The sequence below is a fragment of the Streptomyces albidochromogenes genome, from assembly GCF_005981925.1.
Classification (GTDB): domain Bacteria; phylum Actinomycetota; class Actinomycetes; order Streptomycetales; family Streptomycetaceae; genus Streptomyces; species Streptomyces albidochromogenes.
The window spans coordinates 1-16,733 of record NZ_VBVX01000141.1; the positions used below are offsets into that span (position 1 = coordinate 1).

The 16,733-nt window shown below is 72.6% G+C and carries 12 protein-coding genes and 1 pseudogene; 8 read left to right on the forward strand and 5 right to left on the reverse strand.

Annotated features, from left to right (window positions below; genetic code table 11):
- From E2E34_RS19020 to E2E34_RS19030, 3 genes are all read left to right on the forward strand, one after another.
- A partial coding sequence (locus E2E34_RS19020) for an aminomethyl transferase family protein (protein ID WP_138903125.1) occupies positions 1–1,202 on the forward strand: 1,202 nt, incomplete at its 5' end.
- A gap of 15 nt (positions 1,203–1,217) precedes the next feature.
- Positions 1,218–2,381 carry an N-methyl-L-tryptophan oxidase gene (gene solA, locus E2E34_RS19025; RefSeq protein ID WP_138903126.1) on the forward strand — a complete coding sequence of 388 codons (1,164 nt, stop codon included), beginning with the start codon at positions 1,218–1,220 and terminating at the stop codon, positions 2,379–2,381.
- A 21-nt stretch (positions 2,382–2,402) separates the two neighbouring features.
- Positions 2,403–3,560, forward strand: a complete 1,158-nt coding sequence (locus tag E2E34_RS19030) for an aromatic ring-hydroxylating oxygenase subunit alpha (protein ID WP_138903127.1) — start codon at positions 2,403–2,405, stop codon at positions 3,558–3,560.
- Between the two features lie 314 nt (positions 3,561–3,874).
- Here E2E34_RS19030 and E2E34_RS19040 read toward each other — a convergent pair whose 3' ends face one another.
- The 3 genes from E2E34_RS19040 to E2E34_RS19050 form a co-directional block, all read right to left on the reverse strand.
- Complete coding sequence (locus tag E2E34_RS19040) at positions 3,875–5,218, reverse strand: chloride channel protein (RefSeq protein WP_138903128.1); 1,344 nt, start codon at positions 5,216–5,218, stop codon at positions 3,875–3,877.
- 156 nt (positions 5,219–5,374) lie between these two features.
- Positions 5,375–6,214 (reverse strand): class II glutamine amidotransferase, encoded by an 840-nt coding sequence (locus E2E34_RS19045; RefSeq protein WP_138903129.1) that lies wholly within the window; start codon positions 6,212–6,214, stop codon positions 5,375–5,377.
- 286 nt (positions 6,215–6,500) lie between these two features.
- Positions 6,501–7,664 carry a magnesium and cobalt transport protein CorA gene (locus E2E34_RS19050; protein WP_138903130.1) on the reverse strand — a complete coding sequence of 388 codons (1,164 nt, stop codon included), beginning with the start codon at positions 7,662–7,664 and terminating at the stop codon, positions 6,501–6,503.
- 144 nt (positions 7,665–7,808) lie between these two features.
- On the opposite strand from E2E34_RS19050, the gene E2E34_RS19055 reads away from it, so the two are divergent.
- The 3 genes from E2E34_RS19055 (at position 7,809) to E2E34_RS19065 (ending at position 12,460) form a co-directional block, all read left to right on the forward strand.
- Entirely contained in the window at positions 7,809–8,945 is a 1,137-nt protein-coding gene (locus E2E34_RS19055; RefSeq protein WP_138903131.1) for a winged helix DNA-binding domain-containing protein, read from the forward strand.
- Positions 8,946–9,149: 204 nt separating this feature from the next.
- On the forward strand, positions 9,150–10,838 hold the full coding sequence (locus E2E34_RS19060) for an AMP-binding protein (protein ID WP_138903132.1): 1,689 nt from the start codon (positions 9,150–9,152) through the stop codon (positions 10,836–10,838).
- On the forward strand, positions 10,835–12,460 hold the full coding sequence (locus tag E2E34_RS19065; RefSeq protein ID WP_138903133.1) for an AMP-binding protein: 1,626 nt from the start codon (positions 10,835–10,837) through the stop codon (positions 12,458–12,460). The genes E2E34_RS19060 and E2E34_RS19065 overlap by 4 nt, the downstream gene beginning before the upstream one ends.
- Before the next feature lie 15 nt (positions 12,461–12,475).
- Here E2E34_RS19065 and E2E34_RS19070 read toward each other — a convergent pair whose 3' ends face one another.
- Together E2E34_RS19070 and E2E34_RS19075 are read right to left on the reverse strand one after the other, a co-directional pair.
- Positions 12,476–12,997: a GNAT family N-acetyltransferase gene (locus E2E34_RS19070; RefSeq protein ID WP_138903134.1), complete on the reverse strand. Its 522-nt coding sequence runs from the start codon at positions 12,995–12,997 to the stop codon at positions 12,476–12,478.
- A 44-nt stretch (positions 12,998–13,041) separates the two neighbouring features.
- On the reverse strand, positions 13,042–13,797 hold the full coding sequence (locus E2E34_RS19075) for a hypothetical protein (protein ID WP_138903135.1): 756 nt from the start codon (positions 13,795–13,797) through the stop codon (positions 13,042–13,044).
- Between the two features lie 277 nt (positions 13,798–14,074).
- Between E2E34_RS19075 and gcl the strand changes: the two genes are divergently transcribed.
- Positions 14,075–15,859 (forward strand): glyoxylate carboligase, encoded by a 1,785-nt coding sequence (gene gcl, locus E2E34_RS19080; RefSeq protein ID WP_138903136.1) that lies wholly within the window; start codon positions 14,075–14,077, stop codon positions 15,857–15,859.
- Between the two features lie 191 nt (positions 15,860–16,050).
- A pseudogene (locus E2E34_RS19085) lies at positions 16,051–16,733 on the forward strand (vanadium-dependent haloperoxidase); the annotation flags it as partial.

Consider the following 16,733-nt stretch of genomic DNA (forward strand, 5'->3'; position numbering starts at 1 on the left):
TCCATCCGCGCCCGCCCCCCGTGCGGCCCCGCCCGCTGCGCGTCAGCCCCTTCCACGCCCGCCAGTCGCGGCTCGGCGCCCACTTCCTGGAGGGCGGCGGCTGGGAACGCCCGCACTGGTACGAGGCCAACGCCCCGCTCGCCGCCTCCCTCACCCTCCCCTCGCGCGACGCCTGGTCCGCCACGCACTGGTCCCCGGCCGCCGCCGCCGAGGCGAGGGCGACCCGCGAGAGGGTCGCACTGTACGACATGACGCCGCTGCGGCGCCTGGAGGTCACCGGTCCCGGAGCGCTCGGCCTCCTCCAGCGCGCGACCACCAACAACGTGGCCAAGAAGCCCGGCGCGGTCACCTACACCCTCCTCCTCGACGAGGCCGGAGGCATCCTCTCCGACCTCACCGTCGCCCGCCTCGCCGACCAGCACTTCCAGATCGGCGCGAACTCGCCCGCCGACCTCGACGTGCTGCTGCGCGCCGCCCCCGACGACGTACTGATCCGCGACATCACCGCCGGCACCTGCTGCGTCGGCGTCTGGGGCCCGCTCGCCCGCGACCTCGTCCAGCCGCTGACCCGCGACGACCTCTCCCACCAGGGCCTCGGCTACTTCAGGACCCGGCGGACCCACATCGGCGAGGTCCCGGTCACCGCGATGCGCCTCAGTTACGTCGGCGAACTCGGCTGGGAGCTCTACACCACCGCCGACCTGGGGCTCCGGCTGTGGGACACCCTCTGGGAGGCCGGGCAGCGGTACGGCGTGGTCGCGGCCGGCCGCTCCGCCTTCGACAGCCTGCGCCTGGAGAAGGGCTACCGGGCCTGGGGCCACGACATGACGTCCGAACACACCCCGTACGAAGCGGGCCTCGGCTTCGCCGTCCGCATGGACAAGGGCGACTTCACCGGCCGCGAGGCCCTGCTGGCCCACGCGGCGCGCGGTGAGCCGGCCCGCCGGCTCACCGCCCTCACCCTCGACGACCGCGCCGCCGTGGTCCTCGGCCACGAGCCGGTGTACGTCGGGGGGCGCCCGGCCGGCTACGTCACCAGCGCCGGCTACGGCTACACCCTGGGGCGCTGCGTCGCCTACGCCTGGCTGCCGCCCCTCGCTCCCGGCACGCCCGTGCACATCGTCTACTTCGGCGAGAAGACGGCCGCGACCGTCGCCGAGGAGCCGCTCTTCGACCCGCAGATGACCCACATCCTCACGTGAGCGAGGTTCCGGCAGATGCCACCCACCCATGACGTGATCGTCGTCGGCCTCGGCGGCATGGGCAGCGCCGCCGCCCACCACCTCGCCGCGCGCGGCGCCCGGGTGCTGGGCCTGGAGAAGTACGGCCCGGTCCACAGCAGGGGCTCCAGCCACGGCGGTTCGCGCATCACCCGCCAGTCCTACTTCGAGGACCCGGCGTACGTACCGCTCCTGCTGCGCTCGTACGAACTCTACGAACAGCTCGAACGCGACACCGGCCGCGACGTCGTCACCCTCTGCGGCGGCGTCATGGTCGGCCGCCCCGCGTCGCGCACCGTCGCGGGCTCGCTGCTCTCCGCCCGGCAGTGGGACCTGCCCCACGAGATGCTCGACGCGGCCGAGATCCGCCGGCGCTTCCCCACCCTCACCCCCCGCGACGACGAAGTCGCCCTCCACGAGGAACGGGCCGGACTGGTCCGCCCCGAGAACACCGTCGCCGCGCACGTGCAGCTCGCCACCCAGCGCGGCGCCGACCTGCACTTCGAGGAACCGATGATCCGCTGGGAGGCGCTCGGGGGCGGCCGGGGCGTGCGGGTGCACACCGCCGAGGACACATACACGGCCGGGCACCTCGTCGTCTGCCCCGGCGCGTGGGCCCCCCGGCTGCTCACCGACCTCGGCGTGCCGTTCACCATCGAGCGGCAGGTCATGTACTGGTTCCAGCCCACCGGCGGCGTCCGGCCCTTCCTCCCCGACCAGCACCCCATCTACATCTGGGAGGACGCAGACGGCGTCCAGGTCTACGGCTTCCCCGCGATCGACGGCCCGTCGCGCGGCGCCAAGGTGGCGTTCTTCCGCAAGGGAACGCCCTGCACGCCCGAGACGATCGAGCGCACCGTGCGCGAGGACGAGGTGGCCGCGATGGCCGACCACCTGTCCCGCCACGTCCCGGCCCTGCCCGGCACCTTCCTCAAGGCCGCGACCTGCATGTACTCCAACACCCCCGACGAGCACTTCGTGATCGCCCGCCACCCGGCGCACCCCGACGCCGTCACCGTCGCCTGCGGGTTCTCCGGCCACGGCTTCAAATTCGTGCCCGTCGTCGGCGAGATCCTCGCCGACCTCGCCCTCACCGGCGACACCGAGCACCCCATCGCGCTCTTCGACCCCCGCCGGCTCACCGCCGCGCCCATCGCCTGAGCCGAGAGGCAGCCCACCGACATGACCACCACCGCGAGCCTGCTGGCCACCCTGCCCGGCCACTTCTACACCGACCCCGCGATCTTCCGCGCCGAGCAGGAACGCATTTTCGAGTCGCTCTGGTACTGCGCCGTCCGCAGCGCCGACCTCGACCGCCCCGGAGCCTTCCGCACGGTCCAGGCCGGCCGGGAGAACGTCCTCGTCACGCGCACCCGCACCGGCGAGCTGCGCGCCTTCCTCAACGTCTGCCGCCACCGCGGCGCGCGGCTGTGCACCGAGAGCGCGGGGCAGGTGCGGCGCACCCTGCGGTGCCCGTACCACGCCTGGACGTACGGCCTGGACGGCACGCTCGTCGCCGCCCCCAACCTCCGGCGGATGCCCGACGTCGACCGTGCGGAGTACGGGCTGGTGCGGGTCGCCCTGCGGGAATGGCTTGGCTACGCCTGGATCTGCCTCGCCAACGAGCCGCCGTCCTTCGAGGACACCGTCGTCGGCGCTGTCGTGGAGCGGCTCGGCGACAGCGCGGCGATCGAGCGGTACGCGACCGAGCACCTGGCCCTGGGGCGGCGTGTGCGCTACGACGTCGCGGCCAACTGGAAGCTGATCGTCGAGAACTTCATGGAGTGCTACCACTGCGCCACGATCCATCCCGAGCTCACCCACGTGCTGCCGGAGTTCGCGGACGGCCTGGCGGCCCAGTCCTCCGTGGGGCACGGCGCCCGGTTCGCCGAGGAGGCGCGGGGCTTCACCGTCGACGGCAGCGCGGGTTTCGGGCGGCTGCCGGGCGTCGCCGAAGCGCAGGACCGCCGCTACTTCGCCGTCACCGTCAGGCCGCAGGTCTTCCTCAACCTGGTGCCGGACCACGTGATCGTCCACCGCGTGTTCCCGCTCGCCGAGGACCGCACGGCGGTGGAGTGCGACTGGCTGTACGCGCCGGCGGTCGTGGCGTCGGGAGCGGACCTGGACAAGTCCGTCGGGCTGTTCCACCGGGTGAACGTCCAGGACTTCGACGCCTGCGAGCGGACGCAGCCGGCCATGGCCTCCCGGGCGTACGCGCGGGGCGGGGTGCTCGTCCCGGCGGAGCACCACATCGGGGCGTTCCACGCATGGGTGACGGGCCTGCTGGGGAAGGAGCCGGGGCGCCCGCCCACCGCGTCCCGGGACCATATCCATGAATGAGCGGTATGCCCTGAAGGGGCGGGCGGGCATGACGTGGAGACATGGGCAGCAACGAGCATGAGACCGAAACGCGGGCCCGACACGTCTGTCCGGTCTGCAAGCATCCCGTCGTGTCCGAGGTGAACGGCACAAGTCCCTCGGCGTCTTCGTCCCCGTCTGGCACCCCGGCCCGTGCCGCAACCCCGAGTGCGCGGCGTACGTACCGGAAGGGGACGCAGAGCACGGCGAGACGTCGGGGCCCCACGCCTGACACCGGCCGGCGCCGCCGGGGTGCGGCGCCGCCGCGCCCGGAGGTTCTCGCCCCGCGGGCCGCGTCACCGGCCGGCGCCGGCCCGGGCGGGTCCGACGGGCAGCAGTTCGGCGGTCACGAACGCGACCACGGCCGCCAGGATCACGACCGGGATCATGTCCGAGCTGCCGAGCAGCAGGACCACCAGCACCACACTGCTCAGCGGCAGCCGCAGCGTGGCGGCGCAGGCCGCCGCCATGCCCGCCGCCATCCCGGGTACGACGCCCAGGCCCGGCAGCGGAGCGAGCAGCACGCCGGCGGCGGCTCCCAGGAAGAGGGCCGGGAAGATCGGGCCGCCGCGCAGGCTGCCCAGGCACAGCGCGTACGCGACGCCCTTGCACACCAGGACGGCGACCAGCGCGCCGACGCCCCAGGAGTGCGGGTGGGCGGCCAGCTCGCTCAGCGTGGCCTGGCCCGACGAGGCGACGTCGGCCGGCGAGCGGTCGGTGACCAGCGCGTACACGGCGGCGCAGACAGCGGCACCCAGCGCGCACAGGACGGTCCGCACGGGCACGTCGGTACGGACGTACGCCGCCGCCAGCCGGGCCGAGGCCAGCACCACGTGCAGTACCGCCGCGAGGGCCACGGCCATCAGCAGGGACCACAGCACGTCACCGGCGTCCAGACGGGGGGACGACGCGGCGAGGCCGAGGCTCAGGCCGCCCGTGTCGAACCCGGTCCAGCGCCCGAAGCCGGTGAAGATCACCGCGCCGACTCCGCTGGACAGCAGGGCGGGCAGCATGACCGCGAACAGCTGCGGCCCTCCCACCCCCGCGACCTCGATGAGGAGCACCCCGGCCACCAGCGGGCTGCCGAAGATCGCCGCCATGGCCGCCGCGGCCCCGGCCGCGCCCAGCAGCGCGGTGCTCTGCGGGGTCGCCGGGGCCCGTACGAGGTCGCGGAACAGCAGGGCGAGGCCGCCGCCCAGCGCGATCAGCGGCGCCTCCGGGCCCAGTACGGCGCCGAACGGCAGACTCGCCGCAGCCGCGAGGACCACACCGGGCAGCGCACGGGACGAGACGCCACCGGTGTGCAGCCCGGAGGCCGGGATGTGGCCGCCCCCGCCGGGCAGGCGCGTGGCGACCAGAGCGACGATCACTCCGGCGACCAACAGAAGAGGCAGCGGCCACCACCAGGGGGCAGCGCTCCAGCCCAGCCCGCGCGGCAGGTCCACCCACAGCACGTGCTCCAGTTCATGGAGCCCCACGAGGAACCAGAAGGAGGCAAGGGACACCGGGATGCCGATGAGCGCGCAGAAGACGAGCACCTTCAGGTAGCCGGGGCTCCGCAGGATGTCCCGCAGCCGGTCCGCCTGCCGGGGCTGCGCCCCGCCGGCCCCCGCCTCGGATCCGGCGCTCGGCTCCGCCATCGGTGCTTCCTCCCTCTCGCCCCGGCCCCGGACGCCGCCCGGCCAACCGGGCGCCGGTGGGTGCGGCAGCACCAGCATGAAGCCTCACGGGCCGGGACGCCCGGGCGGCGCGCGAACGCGCCGATCGGAGCGCGCGAGCGGGAGGGAACGCGCCGCTCAGGGAGCCGGCGCGAAGGGGAGCAGTTCGTCCGCCCCGTCGGCCCGTACCACGCCGTACGTGTGCTCCGGCACTTCATGCCAGGCCCCCGGCAGGTCGCCCAGGGGCTCGGACACCACTAGGCGCGTCTCCTCGGACAGCTCCCGCAGGAACGACACGTCGGGGTGCAGCGCCCTGAGCGAGTCCACCCGGCTGCTGTAGAAGAGCGAACGGGCCGTCCCCGCGCTGGCGTAGCGGAACGCCCAGACATCCGTGCCGTCGGTCGTCGCGATCGTCATCTGCAGCGGGGCCTCGATGCCGTGGGCGCGGCCCACGCGCTCGACCGTCGCGGCCATCCGGGCGACCGCGCCGGGAGGGTCGTCCTCCAGGCCGAAGGTGAGGGCGAGGTAGAACATCACCTCGGAGTCCGTGGACCCCTCGATTTCGGCGAACAGCGACGGGTCCACCGCCACGCAGAGTTCCCTGCGCAGCAGGTGGAAGTCGGCGATGGCCCCGTTGTGCATCCACATCCAGCGGTCGTGCCGGAAGGGGTGACTGTTCGTCTGCTGCACGGCCGTACCCGTCGACGCGCGGATGTGGGCGAAGAACAGCCGCGACCTGACGTGTCCGGCGATCTCCCGCAGATTGCGGTTGTTCCACGCCGGTCCTACATCGCGGACGACGGCGGGAGTGGTGAGGTCCGACTCCCGCGCGTACCAGCCGATGCCGAAGCCGTCCCCGTTCGTCGTCTCCACGCCCAGGCGGGAGTGCAGGCTCTGGTCGATCAGCGAGTGCGCGGGCCTGTACAGGATGGTCTCCAGGAGCAGCGGCGTCCCCGAGTAGGCCAGCCACCGGCACATCGGCGCTCACCTCTCCCGGTCGGCGCTGCTCGGCCCGTACGGCGCCCGGGGCCCGCCGCCCGGCGGCTCGCCGGCCACGGTGTCCCGGTGCTTGCTGTCCCTGAGGGTGATCGACATGGCGGACCTCGTTTCGGCGGCTGCCTCACGGGCGCCGACGCCTCGGCGGCGCGAGCCACCACCTGAGGGCACGCGCCCTCCGCGCCTCGGCGCACCTGCTCTTCCACGGTCGCGCGCGGTGCCGTTGATCGCACACCGGGCGGCCGCGTGGCGCCGCCGGCGGCCGTCCCTAAAGCCAGTTCCGCCGCTTGAAGATCAGGTACAGGCTCAGGCAGACAGCGCCCATCAGTGCCACCGCGAAGGGGTACCCGAGGCCCCAGTGCAGCTCCGGCATCTCCTCGAAGTTCATGCCGTAGATGGTTCCCACCAGCGTCGGAGCGAACAGGATGGCCGCCCACGCCGAGATCTTCTTGATCTCCTCGTTCTGCTCGAACCCCGCCTCCGCCAGCGCCCGCATCTCCGCGTTCTGCTGCTGCGTCACCAGCGTCGCGTTGACCGTCAGGATGTCCGCCAGGGCCTGCCGGAAGCCGTCGACGCGCTCGCTGGTGTGGGTGACGTGGTCGGCCACGTCGCGCAGGTAGCGCTGGAGTTCCTCGTCCGTGCGGTACTTCGCGAAGCCCGCCATCAGGCCGTGCAGCATGCCCACCAGCGGCCGGGTGGCGCGCTGGAACTCGACCATCTCGCGGGAGAGTTCGTAGATGCGGCGCGACACCTCGGGGTCGCCGCGGAAGACCTCGGTCTCGATCTCGTCGATGTCGTTCTGCACGCCCTCCACGACCGGCGCGTACCCGTCGACCACGGCGTCGAGGATCGCGTACAGCACCGCCTCGGGTCCCAGCGCCAGCAGTTCGGGGGCGGCCTCCATCCGCCGGCGGACGGCGGAGAGATCGGGTGCGGCGCCGTGGCGGACGGTGATCACGAAGTCCTGGCCGACGAAGACATGCAGCTCGCCGAAGTCGACCTCCTCCGCGGCGTCGAGGTAGCGCGCCGCGCGCAGCACGACGAAGAGCGTCTCGCCGTACCGCTCCAGCTTCGGGCGCTGATGGGCCTCCAGCGCGTCCTCCACGGCCAGCGGGTGCAGGTCGAACTCGGCGGCCAGGGAGTGGATCTCGCCCTCGGACGGCCGGTGCAGTCCGATCCAGGCCATGCCGGACGGGTACTCGCGCAGCTGGCGGAACGTCTCGGCGAGCGAGTCCGGCGTGGAGACGCGGCGCCCGTCGCGGTAGAGCGCGGCGTGCACGACACTGGCGCCGTCACGCGGTACGCCGTCGGGGGACGCGGCCGGGCCGCCGGACGCGGGCGGTCCGGAGGGAGGACCGGCCGGTGGCGGGGACTGTTTGCGCCAGGCGTGCTTCATCGGGGACAGCGCGGGACGGACGCGTCGCTCTGTCATCGCGGATCTCACCTCCCGCGTCGGGTCGGGCGCGCGGGCCGGCCGCGCCGTCGGGCACGGGCAGGATATACGTCCCAAATGGCACCGGCATCGTTCCGTCATCGCGGACCGGACCTGTCCGCGACGACGGATAGCGTGCGGAGCATGGCCTCGCAGAAGACGAACCAGGGACCGGCGTCGCCGGCCGTGCTCAGCCACCGCGCCCTCAACCGCGCCACTCTGGCGCGCCAGCTCCTGCTGCGGCGTACCGCCATGTCCGCGAAGGACGCCGTCGGGCATCTCGTGGGTCTCCAGGCGCAGAACACCAAGCCGCCGTACTACCAGCTCGCCGCGCGCCTCGAAGGCTTCGACCCCGAGGAGCTGTCGGGGCTGATGGGCTCCCGCGAGGTCGCCCGCATGGTCACCTTGCGCTCCACCATCCACACGCACACCGCGGACGACTGCCTCACCCTGCGCCCCCTCGTGCAGGGCGCGCGCGACAGCGAGCTCGGGCTCTTCCGCAAGGGGCTCACGGGCGTCGACCTGGATCGGCTGGCCGAAACCGCCCGCGCGTTCGTGGAGGAGAGCCCGCGCACGCCGAAGGAGATCCGGGAGGAACTGCTGGAGCGGTGGCCCGACGCCGAGCCGCTCGCGCTGGGCGTCGCGGCGCGCTGCCTGCTGCCGCTGGTGCAGGTCACCCCGCGTGGGCTGTGGGGGCGGAGCGGGCAGGTGACGCTGACCACCGCCGAGCAGTGGTTCGGGCGGGCGGCCGAGCCGGTCCCTCCCCCCGACGCGACCGTACTGCGCTACCTCGCGGCCTTCGGCCCGGCCTCGGTCAAGGACATGCAGACGTGGTGCGGACTGACGCGGCTGCGTGAGGCGTTCGAACGCCTCCGGCCCCGTCTGGTCACCTTCCGGGACGAGCGCGGCGTCGAGCTCTTCGACCTCCCGGACGCTCCCCGGCCCGACGAGGACACGCCCGCACCGCCGCGCTTCCTGCCGGAGTTCGACAACCTGCTGCTGTCCCACGCGGACCGCACGCGGGTGGTCCCGGCGCGGTACAAGGAGCGGACCTGGAAGGGCAACCAGAGCCACCGCACCTTCCTGGTGGACGGTTTCCTGGCGGGCATCTGGTGGCTGGAGGAGTCCGACCGCGATTCCACCGCCACGCTGACCGCGCAGCCGTTCGGCACGCTCGGCCGCGAGCAGCGGGCGGCGCTGGTGGCGGAGGGCGAGTACGTCCTCGCCACGATGACCCGCGCGACCACCCGCGACGTACGGTTCGGGACGGTCTCGGCGTAGGGCAGCGGCGCCGCTTGCATCTCCACCGCCTCGCCGGCATCCCCCACGCGGGTTTCCCTTCACCCCCGTACGGGGGTAGTGACATCCAGGCACTGATTACACGATGGCAAAGAGCGATCAGGTAATGGCCGGGCAGCGATCCGGCAATGGCCGGGCAGCGGCCCGGCAGTGGTCCGGCAACCGGTCCGGCGACGAGGAGGACGCATGGCGGCACAGGGCGACGCGACACAGCGGTTCCGGGAGGCACGGGACTTCCTGCTGCGGCACAGGGAGGACTACCAGGCTGCGTACGACGGCTTCGTCTGGCCGCGCCCCGAGCGGTTCAACTGGGCGCTCGACTGGTTCGACCGGATCGCCGAGGGCAACGGCAGGACCGCCCTGCACATCGTCGAGGAGGACGGCCGGAGCACCGAGGTCTCCTTCGAGGCGCTGTCCGCGCGCTCGGGCCGGGTCGCCAACTGGCTGCGCGCGCGGGGCGTCGGGCCGGGCGACCGCGTGCTGGTCATGCTCGGCAACCAGGTCGAGCTGTGGGAGACCGCGCTGGCCGCGATGAAGCTGCGAGCCGTGGTCATCCCGGCCACGCCGCTGCTCGGCCCCGCCGACCTGCGCGACCGGATCGAGCGCGGCAGGGCCCGGCACGTGATCGTGCGGGCCGAGGACGTGGCGAAGTTCGACGACGTACCGGGCGACTACACCCGCGTCGTCGTGGGCCGGGCGGCGGGCGGCAGTCCGGGCTGGCTGGCGTACGGCGACGCCGACGACAGCCCGGAGGACTTCCGGCCCGAGGGGGTCACGCGGGCCGACGACCCGCTCATGCTGTACTTCACCTCCGGTACGACCGCCCGGCCCAAACTCGTCGAGCACACCCATGTCTCGTACCCGATCGGGCATCTGGCCACCATGTACTGGATCGGGCTGACCCCCGGCGACGTGCACCTCAACATCTCCTCGCCCGGCTGGGCCAAGCACGCCTGGTCGAACCTCTTCGCCCCGTGGAACGCCGAAGCGACCGTCTTCATCCACAACTACACCCGCTTCGACCCGCTGCGGCTGATGGCCGAGATGGACCGCGCGGGCGTCACCAGCTTCTGCGCCCCGCCCACCGTCTGGCGCATGCTGATCCAGGCGGACCTCGGCGCGCTGCGCACCCCGCCGCGCGAGGCGCTCGCGGCGGGGGAGCCGCTCAACCCCGAGGTCATCGAGACCGTGCGGCGCGAGTGGGGGGTGACGATCAGGGACGGCTTCGGGCAGACGGAGACGGCCGTCCAGGTCGCCAACACCCCCGGGCAGGTGCTGAAGGCCGGCTCCATGGGCAGGCCGAGCCCCGGCTTCGTCGTCGAACTGCTCGACCCGGTCACCGGGGAGCCGGGCGCCGGCGAGGGCGAGATCTGCCTCGACCTGTCCACCGGGCCGGTCGGGCTGATGACCGGCTACCACGGCGACCCCGAGCGCACGGCGGAGGCGATGGCGGGCGGCTACTACCGCACCGGCGACATCGGCTCGCGGGACGTCGACGGGTACATCACGTACATCGGGCGGGCCGACGACGTGTTCAAGGCGTCCGACTACAAGATCTCGCCCTTCGAGCTGGAGAGCGCGCTGCTGGAGCACGAGGCGGTGGCGGAGGCGGCCGTCGTGCCCGCGCCCGACCCGCTGCGGCTCGCGGTGCCCAAGGCGTACGTCGTCCTCGCCGAGGGGTGGGAGCCGGGGCCCGACACGGCCAAGGTGCTCTTCGCGCACTCGCGGTCGGTGCTCGCGCCGTACCAGCGGATCCGGCGCATCGAGTTCGCCGACCTGCCCAAGACGGTGTCCGGCAAGATCCGCCGGATCGAGCTGCGCGAGCGTACGGCGCGCGGCTCGGAGACGGAGTACGACGAGGGGGACCTGCGATGACCGGCGACGCGATGGCCTACACCCACGGGACCGGCGCCACGCCGCTCCTCGGCGACACCATCGGACGGAACCTGGACCGGGCGATCGCGGCGTACCCGGAGCGGGAAGCGCTGGTCGACGTGGCGGCGGGCACCCGCTGGACGTACGCCGAATTCGGCGCCGCCGTCGACCAGGTGGCGCGCGGACTGCTCGGAACGGGGGTCGCCAAGGGCGACCGGGTCGGGATCTGGGCGGTGAACTGCGCCGAGTGGGTGCTCGTGCAGTACGCCACCGCCCGCATCGGCGCGATCATGGTGAACATCAATCCGGCGTACCGGGCGCACGAGCTCGCATATGTCCTCGACCAGGCCGGGGTCTCGGTCCTCGTCGCCTCGCAGTCCCACAGGAGCAGCGACTACCGGGCCCTGGTCGACCAGGTACGGCCCGACTGCCCCGGGCTGCGCGCCGTGCACTACATCAACGACGGCTCGTGGGACGTGCTGCTGGATGCGGCCCGCCGGGTGACCGACGCCCAACTCGCGGCCCGCGAAGCGGAGTTGTCCTGCGACGACCCGGTGAACATCCAGTACACCTCGGGCACGACCGGCTTCCCGAAGGGCGCCACGCTCTCCCACCACAACATCCTCAACAACGGCTGGTTCGTGGGCGAGCTGGTGGGATACACCGAGCAGGACCGCGTCTGCCTGCCCGTGCCCTTCTACCACTGCTTCGGCATGGTCATGGGCAACCTCGCGGCCACCTCGCACGGTGCGTGCATCGTCGTCCCGGCCCCGTCGTTCGACCCCGCCGCGACGCTCCGGGCGGTGCAGGAGGAGCGCTGCACCTCGCTCTACGGCGTCCCGACGATGTTCATCGCGGAGCTGGGTCTCGCGGACTTCTCCTCGTACGACCTGTCCTCGCTGCGCACCGGCATCATGGCCGGTTCGCCCTGCCCGGTGGAGGTGATGAAGCGGGTCGTCGCCGAGATGCACATGGCGGAGGTGTCCATCTGCTACGGCATGACGGAGACCTCCCCGGTCTCCACCCAGACCCGTCGCGACGACGACCTGGAGCGCCGTACCGGCACGGTGGGCCGGGTCCTGCCGCACGTCGAGATCAAGGTCGTCGACCCGGCGACGGGGGTGACGCTGCCGCGCGGGGAGGCCGGTGAGCTGTGCACCCGCGGCTACGGCGTGATGCTCGGCTACTGGAACGAGCCGGAGAGGACGGCGGAGGCCATCGACGCGGGCCGCTGGATGCACACGGGCGACCTGGCGGTGATCCGCCCCGACGACTACGTCCAGATCGTCGGCCGCATCAAGGACATGATCATCAGGGGCGGCGAGAACGTGTATCCGCGTGAGATCGAGGAGTTCCTCCACGGCCATCCCAAGATCTCCGACGTCCAGGTGGTCGGCGTCTCCGACGAGCGCTACGGCGAGGAGATCCTGGCCTGCGTGATCCCGCGCGACCCGCGCGATGCTCCGACGCTGGACGAGGTGGCGTCGTACTGCCGCGGCCGGCTCGCCCACTACAAGATCCCCCGCCGGCTGCGGATCATGGAGTCCTTCCCGATGACGGTCAGCGGGAAGGTCAGGAAGGTCGAACTGAGGGAGCGCTACGGGGAGGGCGACCAGGACTAGGCCGGGCGGGGTCCCTCACAGCTCGCGCCGCATGCACACGCGCGGCCAGCGGTCGAGACCGTGCGCGGCCTCCTCGCGTCGTATTCGCCGCAGTCCTTCCGTGAGCTCGCCGTCACTGAGGATCCGGAAGCCGGTGCGCGCGTAGTACGGGGCGTTCCAGGGGACGTCGGCGAAGGTGGTGAGCGTGAGCGCGGCGAGGCCCTCGTCGGCGGCGGCCACGTGCGCGAGGTGCGTGATCAGCGCGTGCCCGACACGCTGCCGGGCGGCGCGGGGGTGGACCGAGACCTGTTCGATGTGCGCCGCGCCGTCCACGACGTCCCAGATCAGGTACGCGGCGGGCCGGTCGGCGGCGTCGGCGGCGACCCAGGCGCGGCCCGCCCGCCGGTAGTCGGCCAGCAGTTCGAGGGCGGGGGGCTCGTCGTCGGCGACGGCGGCCATGCCCAGGGCGCGGAAGGGTTCGCCGGCGGCGCGCTCGATGGCCTGGAGCGCGGGGAGTTCCGCGGGCGCGGCGAGCCGTACGCGCGGGGGCGTGGGCATCGGTGGCGGCATCGGCGGGGGAGTGGACACGGGGCCGGTCTCGCTCACGCGCCGGTGCTGATCAGCTCGTCGGCCGGGCGGTTGACCGGTTGCGGCGTGCCCGTGAGGTCCATGACGAAGAGCGGGACCCCGAGGGTGTCCGCGCGGGCGCGGGCGTCGTCGGCGTACCCGGCGAGGGAGAAGAAGACGCCCACCGCCGACGCGCTGAGGCCGTGCAGCCACAGGCACTCGACGTCGCGCAGTCCGGCGGGGCGGGTCGTCGGGTCGACCTGGGCGACCATGCCGGGAGCCCGCAGGTCTATGCCGGAGGCCGGCCGCTCGGGGGACTGCATGATGTCGCGGAACCCGAGCCACTTGAGGTAGAGCGCCGCCGCGGTCACCGCGTCCCGCGCGGTCCTGATCGTCATCGGGCGGAACTTCGGCCGCGGGGGAGCCGCCGTCGGCGGCAGCGGGATGTGGGGCGGGTGCCCGGCGGCGGAGGCGGGCGGCCGCCCGGCGCGGGTGCCGGCCGAGGGCCGTGTCCCGGGCGCGGGCCGGGGGACGGGGCGTACCGGTATGCGCAGCACCACTCCGCAGGCGCATCCCAGCTCCGGCTGCGGCCACTGGCCCTGCCGGCCGCACGAGCCGCACCGGACGGTCACCCACGCGTCGGTCCAGGTGCGGTGTGTGATCCGCTCCGGGGCCGCGCCCCGTAAGAGTGGTGGCGCCACCGGCTCCCCGCACGCGCACGGGAACACCGGCGGCGTGAAGGTGTGCTGGCGACGGCATGCCGGGCAGCGCACCGGCACGTTCTCTCCCATGACCGTCCCCCTCGGACCGTCGGCGTGTGCGGATGTGCGTGGGGTGACCGCGGCACGGACGGTCGTTCGCCCCCGACCGCGGTATGCCGCCCATCGTCCACCAAGACCGACCCGTTGGGGAGGGTCTTCAACCAATGCCCGCTCTTGACGCGCGCCGGACCTCACCCTAGATTGCTTCCGTATAGCAGAATCATGATTCCGCATTATGGAAACTATGGAGTGGCGCTCACCGGCCCGCAACGGTGAGCCCCTCCGACTGGCCGAGCAGGAGTACGCGATGCCTCGAATGACAGCCGCCGCCGCTGCAGTGGAGATCCTCAAGCTGGAGGGTGTCGAGCAAGCGTTCGGCGTGCCCGGCGCTGCGATCAACCCCTTCTACCGCGAGCTCAAGAACGTCGGTGGCGTCAAGCACACGCTGGCCCGCCACGTCGAGGGCGCCTCGCACATGGCCGAGGGCTACACGCGTGCCAAGGCGGGCAACATCGGTGTCTGCATCGGTACTTCGGGCCCGGCCGGCACCGACATGATCACCGGTCTGTACTCCGCGATCGCGGACTCGATCCCGATCCTGTGCATCACCGGTCAGGCTCCGGTCGCGAAGCTCCACAAGGAAGACTTCCAGGCCGTCGACATCGCCTCGATCGCCAAGCCCGTCACCAAGGCCGCCACCACGGTCCTGGAGGCCGCGCAGGTCCCCGGTGTCTTCCAGCAGGCATTCCACCTGATGCGTTCCGGCCGCCCCGGCCCGGTCCTGATCGACCTCCCGATCGACGTCCAGCTGACCGAGATCGAGTTCGACCCGGAGACCTACGAGCCGCTGCCGGTCTACAAGCCGCGCGCCACCCGCGCCCAGGCGCAGAAGGCCATCCGGTTCCTGCTGGAGTCCGAGCGCCCGCTGATCGTCGCCGGCGGCGGCATCATCAACGCCGACGCCAGCGACCTGCTGGTCGAGTTCGCCGAGCTGACCGGCGTCCCGGTCATCTCCACCCTGATGGGCTGGGGCACCATCCCGGACGACCACGAGCTGAGCGCCGGCATGGTCGGCGTGCAGACGTCGCACCGCTACGGCAACGCGACGTTCCTGGAGTCGGACTTCGTCCTCGGCATCGGCAACCGCTGGGCCAACCGGCACACCGGCTACAACCTCGACGCGTACCTCGGCGACCGCAAGTTCGTCCACGTCGACATCGAGCCCACCCAGATCGGCAAGATCTTCGCCCCGGACTTCGGCATCGCCTCCGACGCCAAGGCCGCGCTGGAGCTCTTCATCGAGGTGGCCAAGGAGCTCAAGGCCGAGGGCAAGCTGCCGGACTTCAGCGCGTGGGCCGCCTCCGGCCAGGAGCGCAAGGCCACCCTGCAGCGCCGTACGCACTTCGACAACATCCCGATGAAGCCGCAGCGCGTGTACGAGGAGATGAACAAGGCCTTCGGCCCGGAGACGCGCTACGTCACCACCATCGGCCTCTCCCAGATCGCCGGCGCGCAGATGCTGCACGTCTACCGGCCCCGCAACTGGATCAACTGCGGTCAGGCCGGCCCGCTCGGCTGGACCATCCCGGCCGCGATCGGTGCCGCGACCGCGGACCCCGAGACCCCGATCGTCGCGCTCTCGGGCGACTACGACTTCCAGTTCATGATCGAGGAGCTGGCTGTCGCCGCGCAGCACAAGGTTCCCTACGTCCACGTCCTGGTGAACAACGCCTACCTGGGCCTCATCCGCCAGGCGCAGGGCGGCCTGGGCATCAACTTCGAGGTCAACCTCGAGTTCGAGAACATCAACACCCCGGAGCTGGGCGCCTACGGCGTCGACCACGTCAAGGTCGCCGAGGGCCTGGGCGTCAAGGCCATCCGCGTCACCGACCCGAACGAGCTGGGCGCCGCCTTCGAGCAGGCCAAGAAGCTGGCCCAGGAGTTCCAGGTCCCCGTGGTCGTCGAGGCCATCCTGGAGCGCATCACCAACATCTCGATGAGCAAGACGGTCGACATGAGCGACGTCACCGAGTTCGAGGAGCTGGCCACCGAACCCGGCCACGCGCCGACGGCGATCCGTCCGCTGGTCTGACCGACCCGCTCCCGCCCTGCCCGTCCCGAGGCCCGGACTGCTTGCGCAGTCCGGGCCTCGGTCCGTTCGGCGGACCCCGTACACCCCTTGGCGCCCCCCGGCTTGCGCGGTCCGGACACAGCGGCTGATCTTGAACCGGCACCCGCATCCGGTGTGCCGGACCGGCCCACCGCTTCGAGGGAGTGCCTCCAGTGCGCACCAACCGCCTTGTGCCGTCCCGCTCGTCCCGCCCTGGGGTACGGGCCGCCATCGGCCTCCTCGCGACGCTCGCACTCGTCGCCGTCCCCGCCGCGGCCGGGCCCACCGCCGTCGCCGACGACCGCCGGGCGCCCGCGGCCGACGCGTCGGCGGTCCGCCACTGGAACGCCGTCGCCACCCGGACGATCAGCGCGAGCCTCGGCGCCATGCACCCCTCGGGCCAGGTGGCCGTCTGGCACGGCCTGGTCGCCGCCGCCGTGCACAACGCCGTGGCCGGCATCGAGGGCCGGTACGCCCTCTACAAATGGAAGGCCAGGGGCCCCGCCACCGCGTCCCCCGAGGCCGCCGCGGTGACCGCCGCGCACCGCACGCTGGTGGCCTTCTTCCCCGCGTCCCAGACCCGGCTCGACGCCGAGTACGCCGCCTCCCTGGCCCGGATCCCCGACGGCGCCGCAGAGCGCCACGGCATCGCCTTCGGGGAGCGGGCCGCCGAACACGTCGTCAGGCTCCGGGAGGGCGACGGCCGGTTCGAGCCGGTCGAGTACACCGCGGCGCCCGAGCCCGGCGTCTGGCGGCCGACGCCGCCCGCCCACCAGGCGTACCTCGACGTCTGGCTCGGCACCATGCGCCCGCTCCTGCTCACCTCCCCGGACCAGGTCCGCCCCGGCCCGCCGCC

What these genes read in the sequence shown, in the direction of transcription:
- solA (WP_138903126.1), top strand. Translation starts at nt 1,218, where the DNA reads ATGCCACCCACCCATGACGTGATCGTCGTCGGCCTCGGCGGCATGGGC.
- E2E34_RS19075 (WP_138903135.1), bottom strand. Translation starts at nt 13,797, where the DNA reads ATGGGAGAGAACGTGCCGGTGCGCTGCCCGGCATGCCGTCGCCAGCAC.
- E2E34_RS19040 (WP_138903128.1), bottom strand. Translation starts at nt 5,218, where the DNA reads ATGGCGGAGCCGAGCGCCGGATCCGAGGCGGGGGCCGGCGGGGCGCAG.
- E2E34_RS19065 (WP_138903133.1), top strand. Translation starts at nt 10,835, where the DNA reads ATGACCGGCGACGCGATGGCCTACACCCACGGGACCGGCGCCACGCCG.
- E2E34_RS19060 (WP_138903132.1), top strand. Translation starts at nt 9,150, where the DNA reads ATGGCGGCACAGGGCGACGCGACACAGCGGTTCCGGGAGGCACGGGAC.
- E2E34_RS19030 (WP_138903127.1), top strand. Translation starts at nt 2,403, where the DNA reads ATGACCACCACCGCGAGCCTGCTGGCCACCCTGCCCGGCCACTTCTAC.
- E2E34_RS19050 (WP_138903130.1), bottom strand. Translation starts at nt 7,664, where the DNA reads ATGACAGAGCGACGCGTCCGTCCCGCGCTGTCCCCGATGAAGCACGCC.
- E2E34_RS19070 (WP_138903134.1), bottom strand. Translation starts at nt 12,997, where the DNA reads ATGCCCACGCCCCCGCGCGTACGGCTCGCCGCGCCCGCGGAACTCCCC.
- E2E34_RS19055 (WP_138903131.1), top strand. Translation starts at nt 7,809, where the DNA reads ATGGCCTCGCAGAAGACGAACCAGGGACCGGCGTCGCCGGCCGTGCTC.
- E2E34_RS19045 (WP_138903129.1), bottom strand. Translation starts at nt 6,214, where the DNA reads ATGTGCCGGTGGCTGGCCTACTCGGGGACGCCGCTGCTCCTGGAGACC.
- gcl (WP_138903136.1), top strand. Translation starts at nt 14,075, where the DNA reads ATGCCTCGAATGACAGCCGCCGCCGCTGCAGTGGAGATCCTCAAGCTG.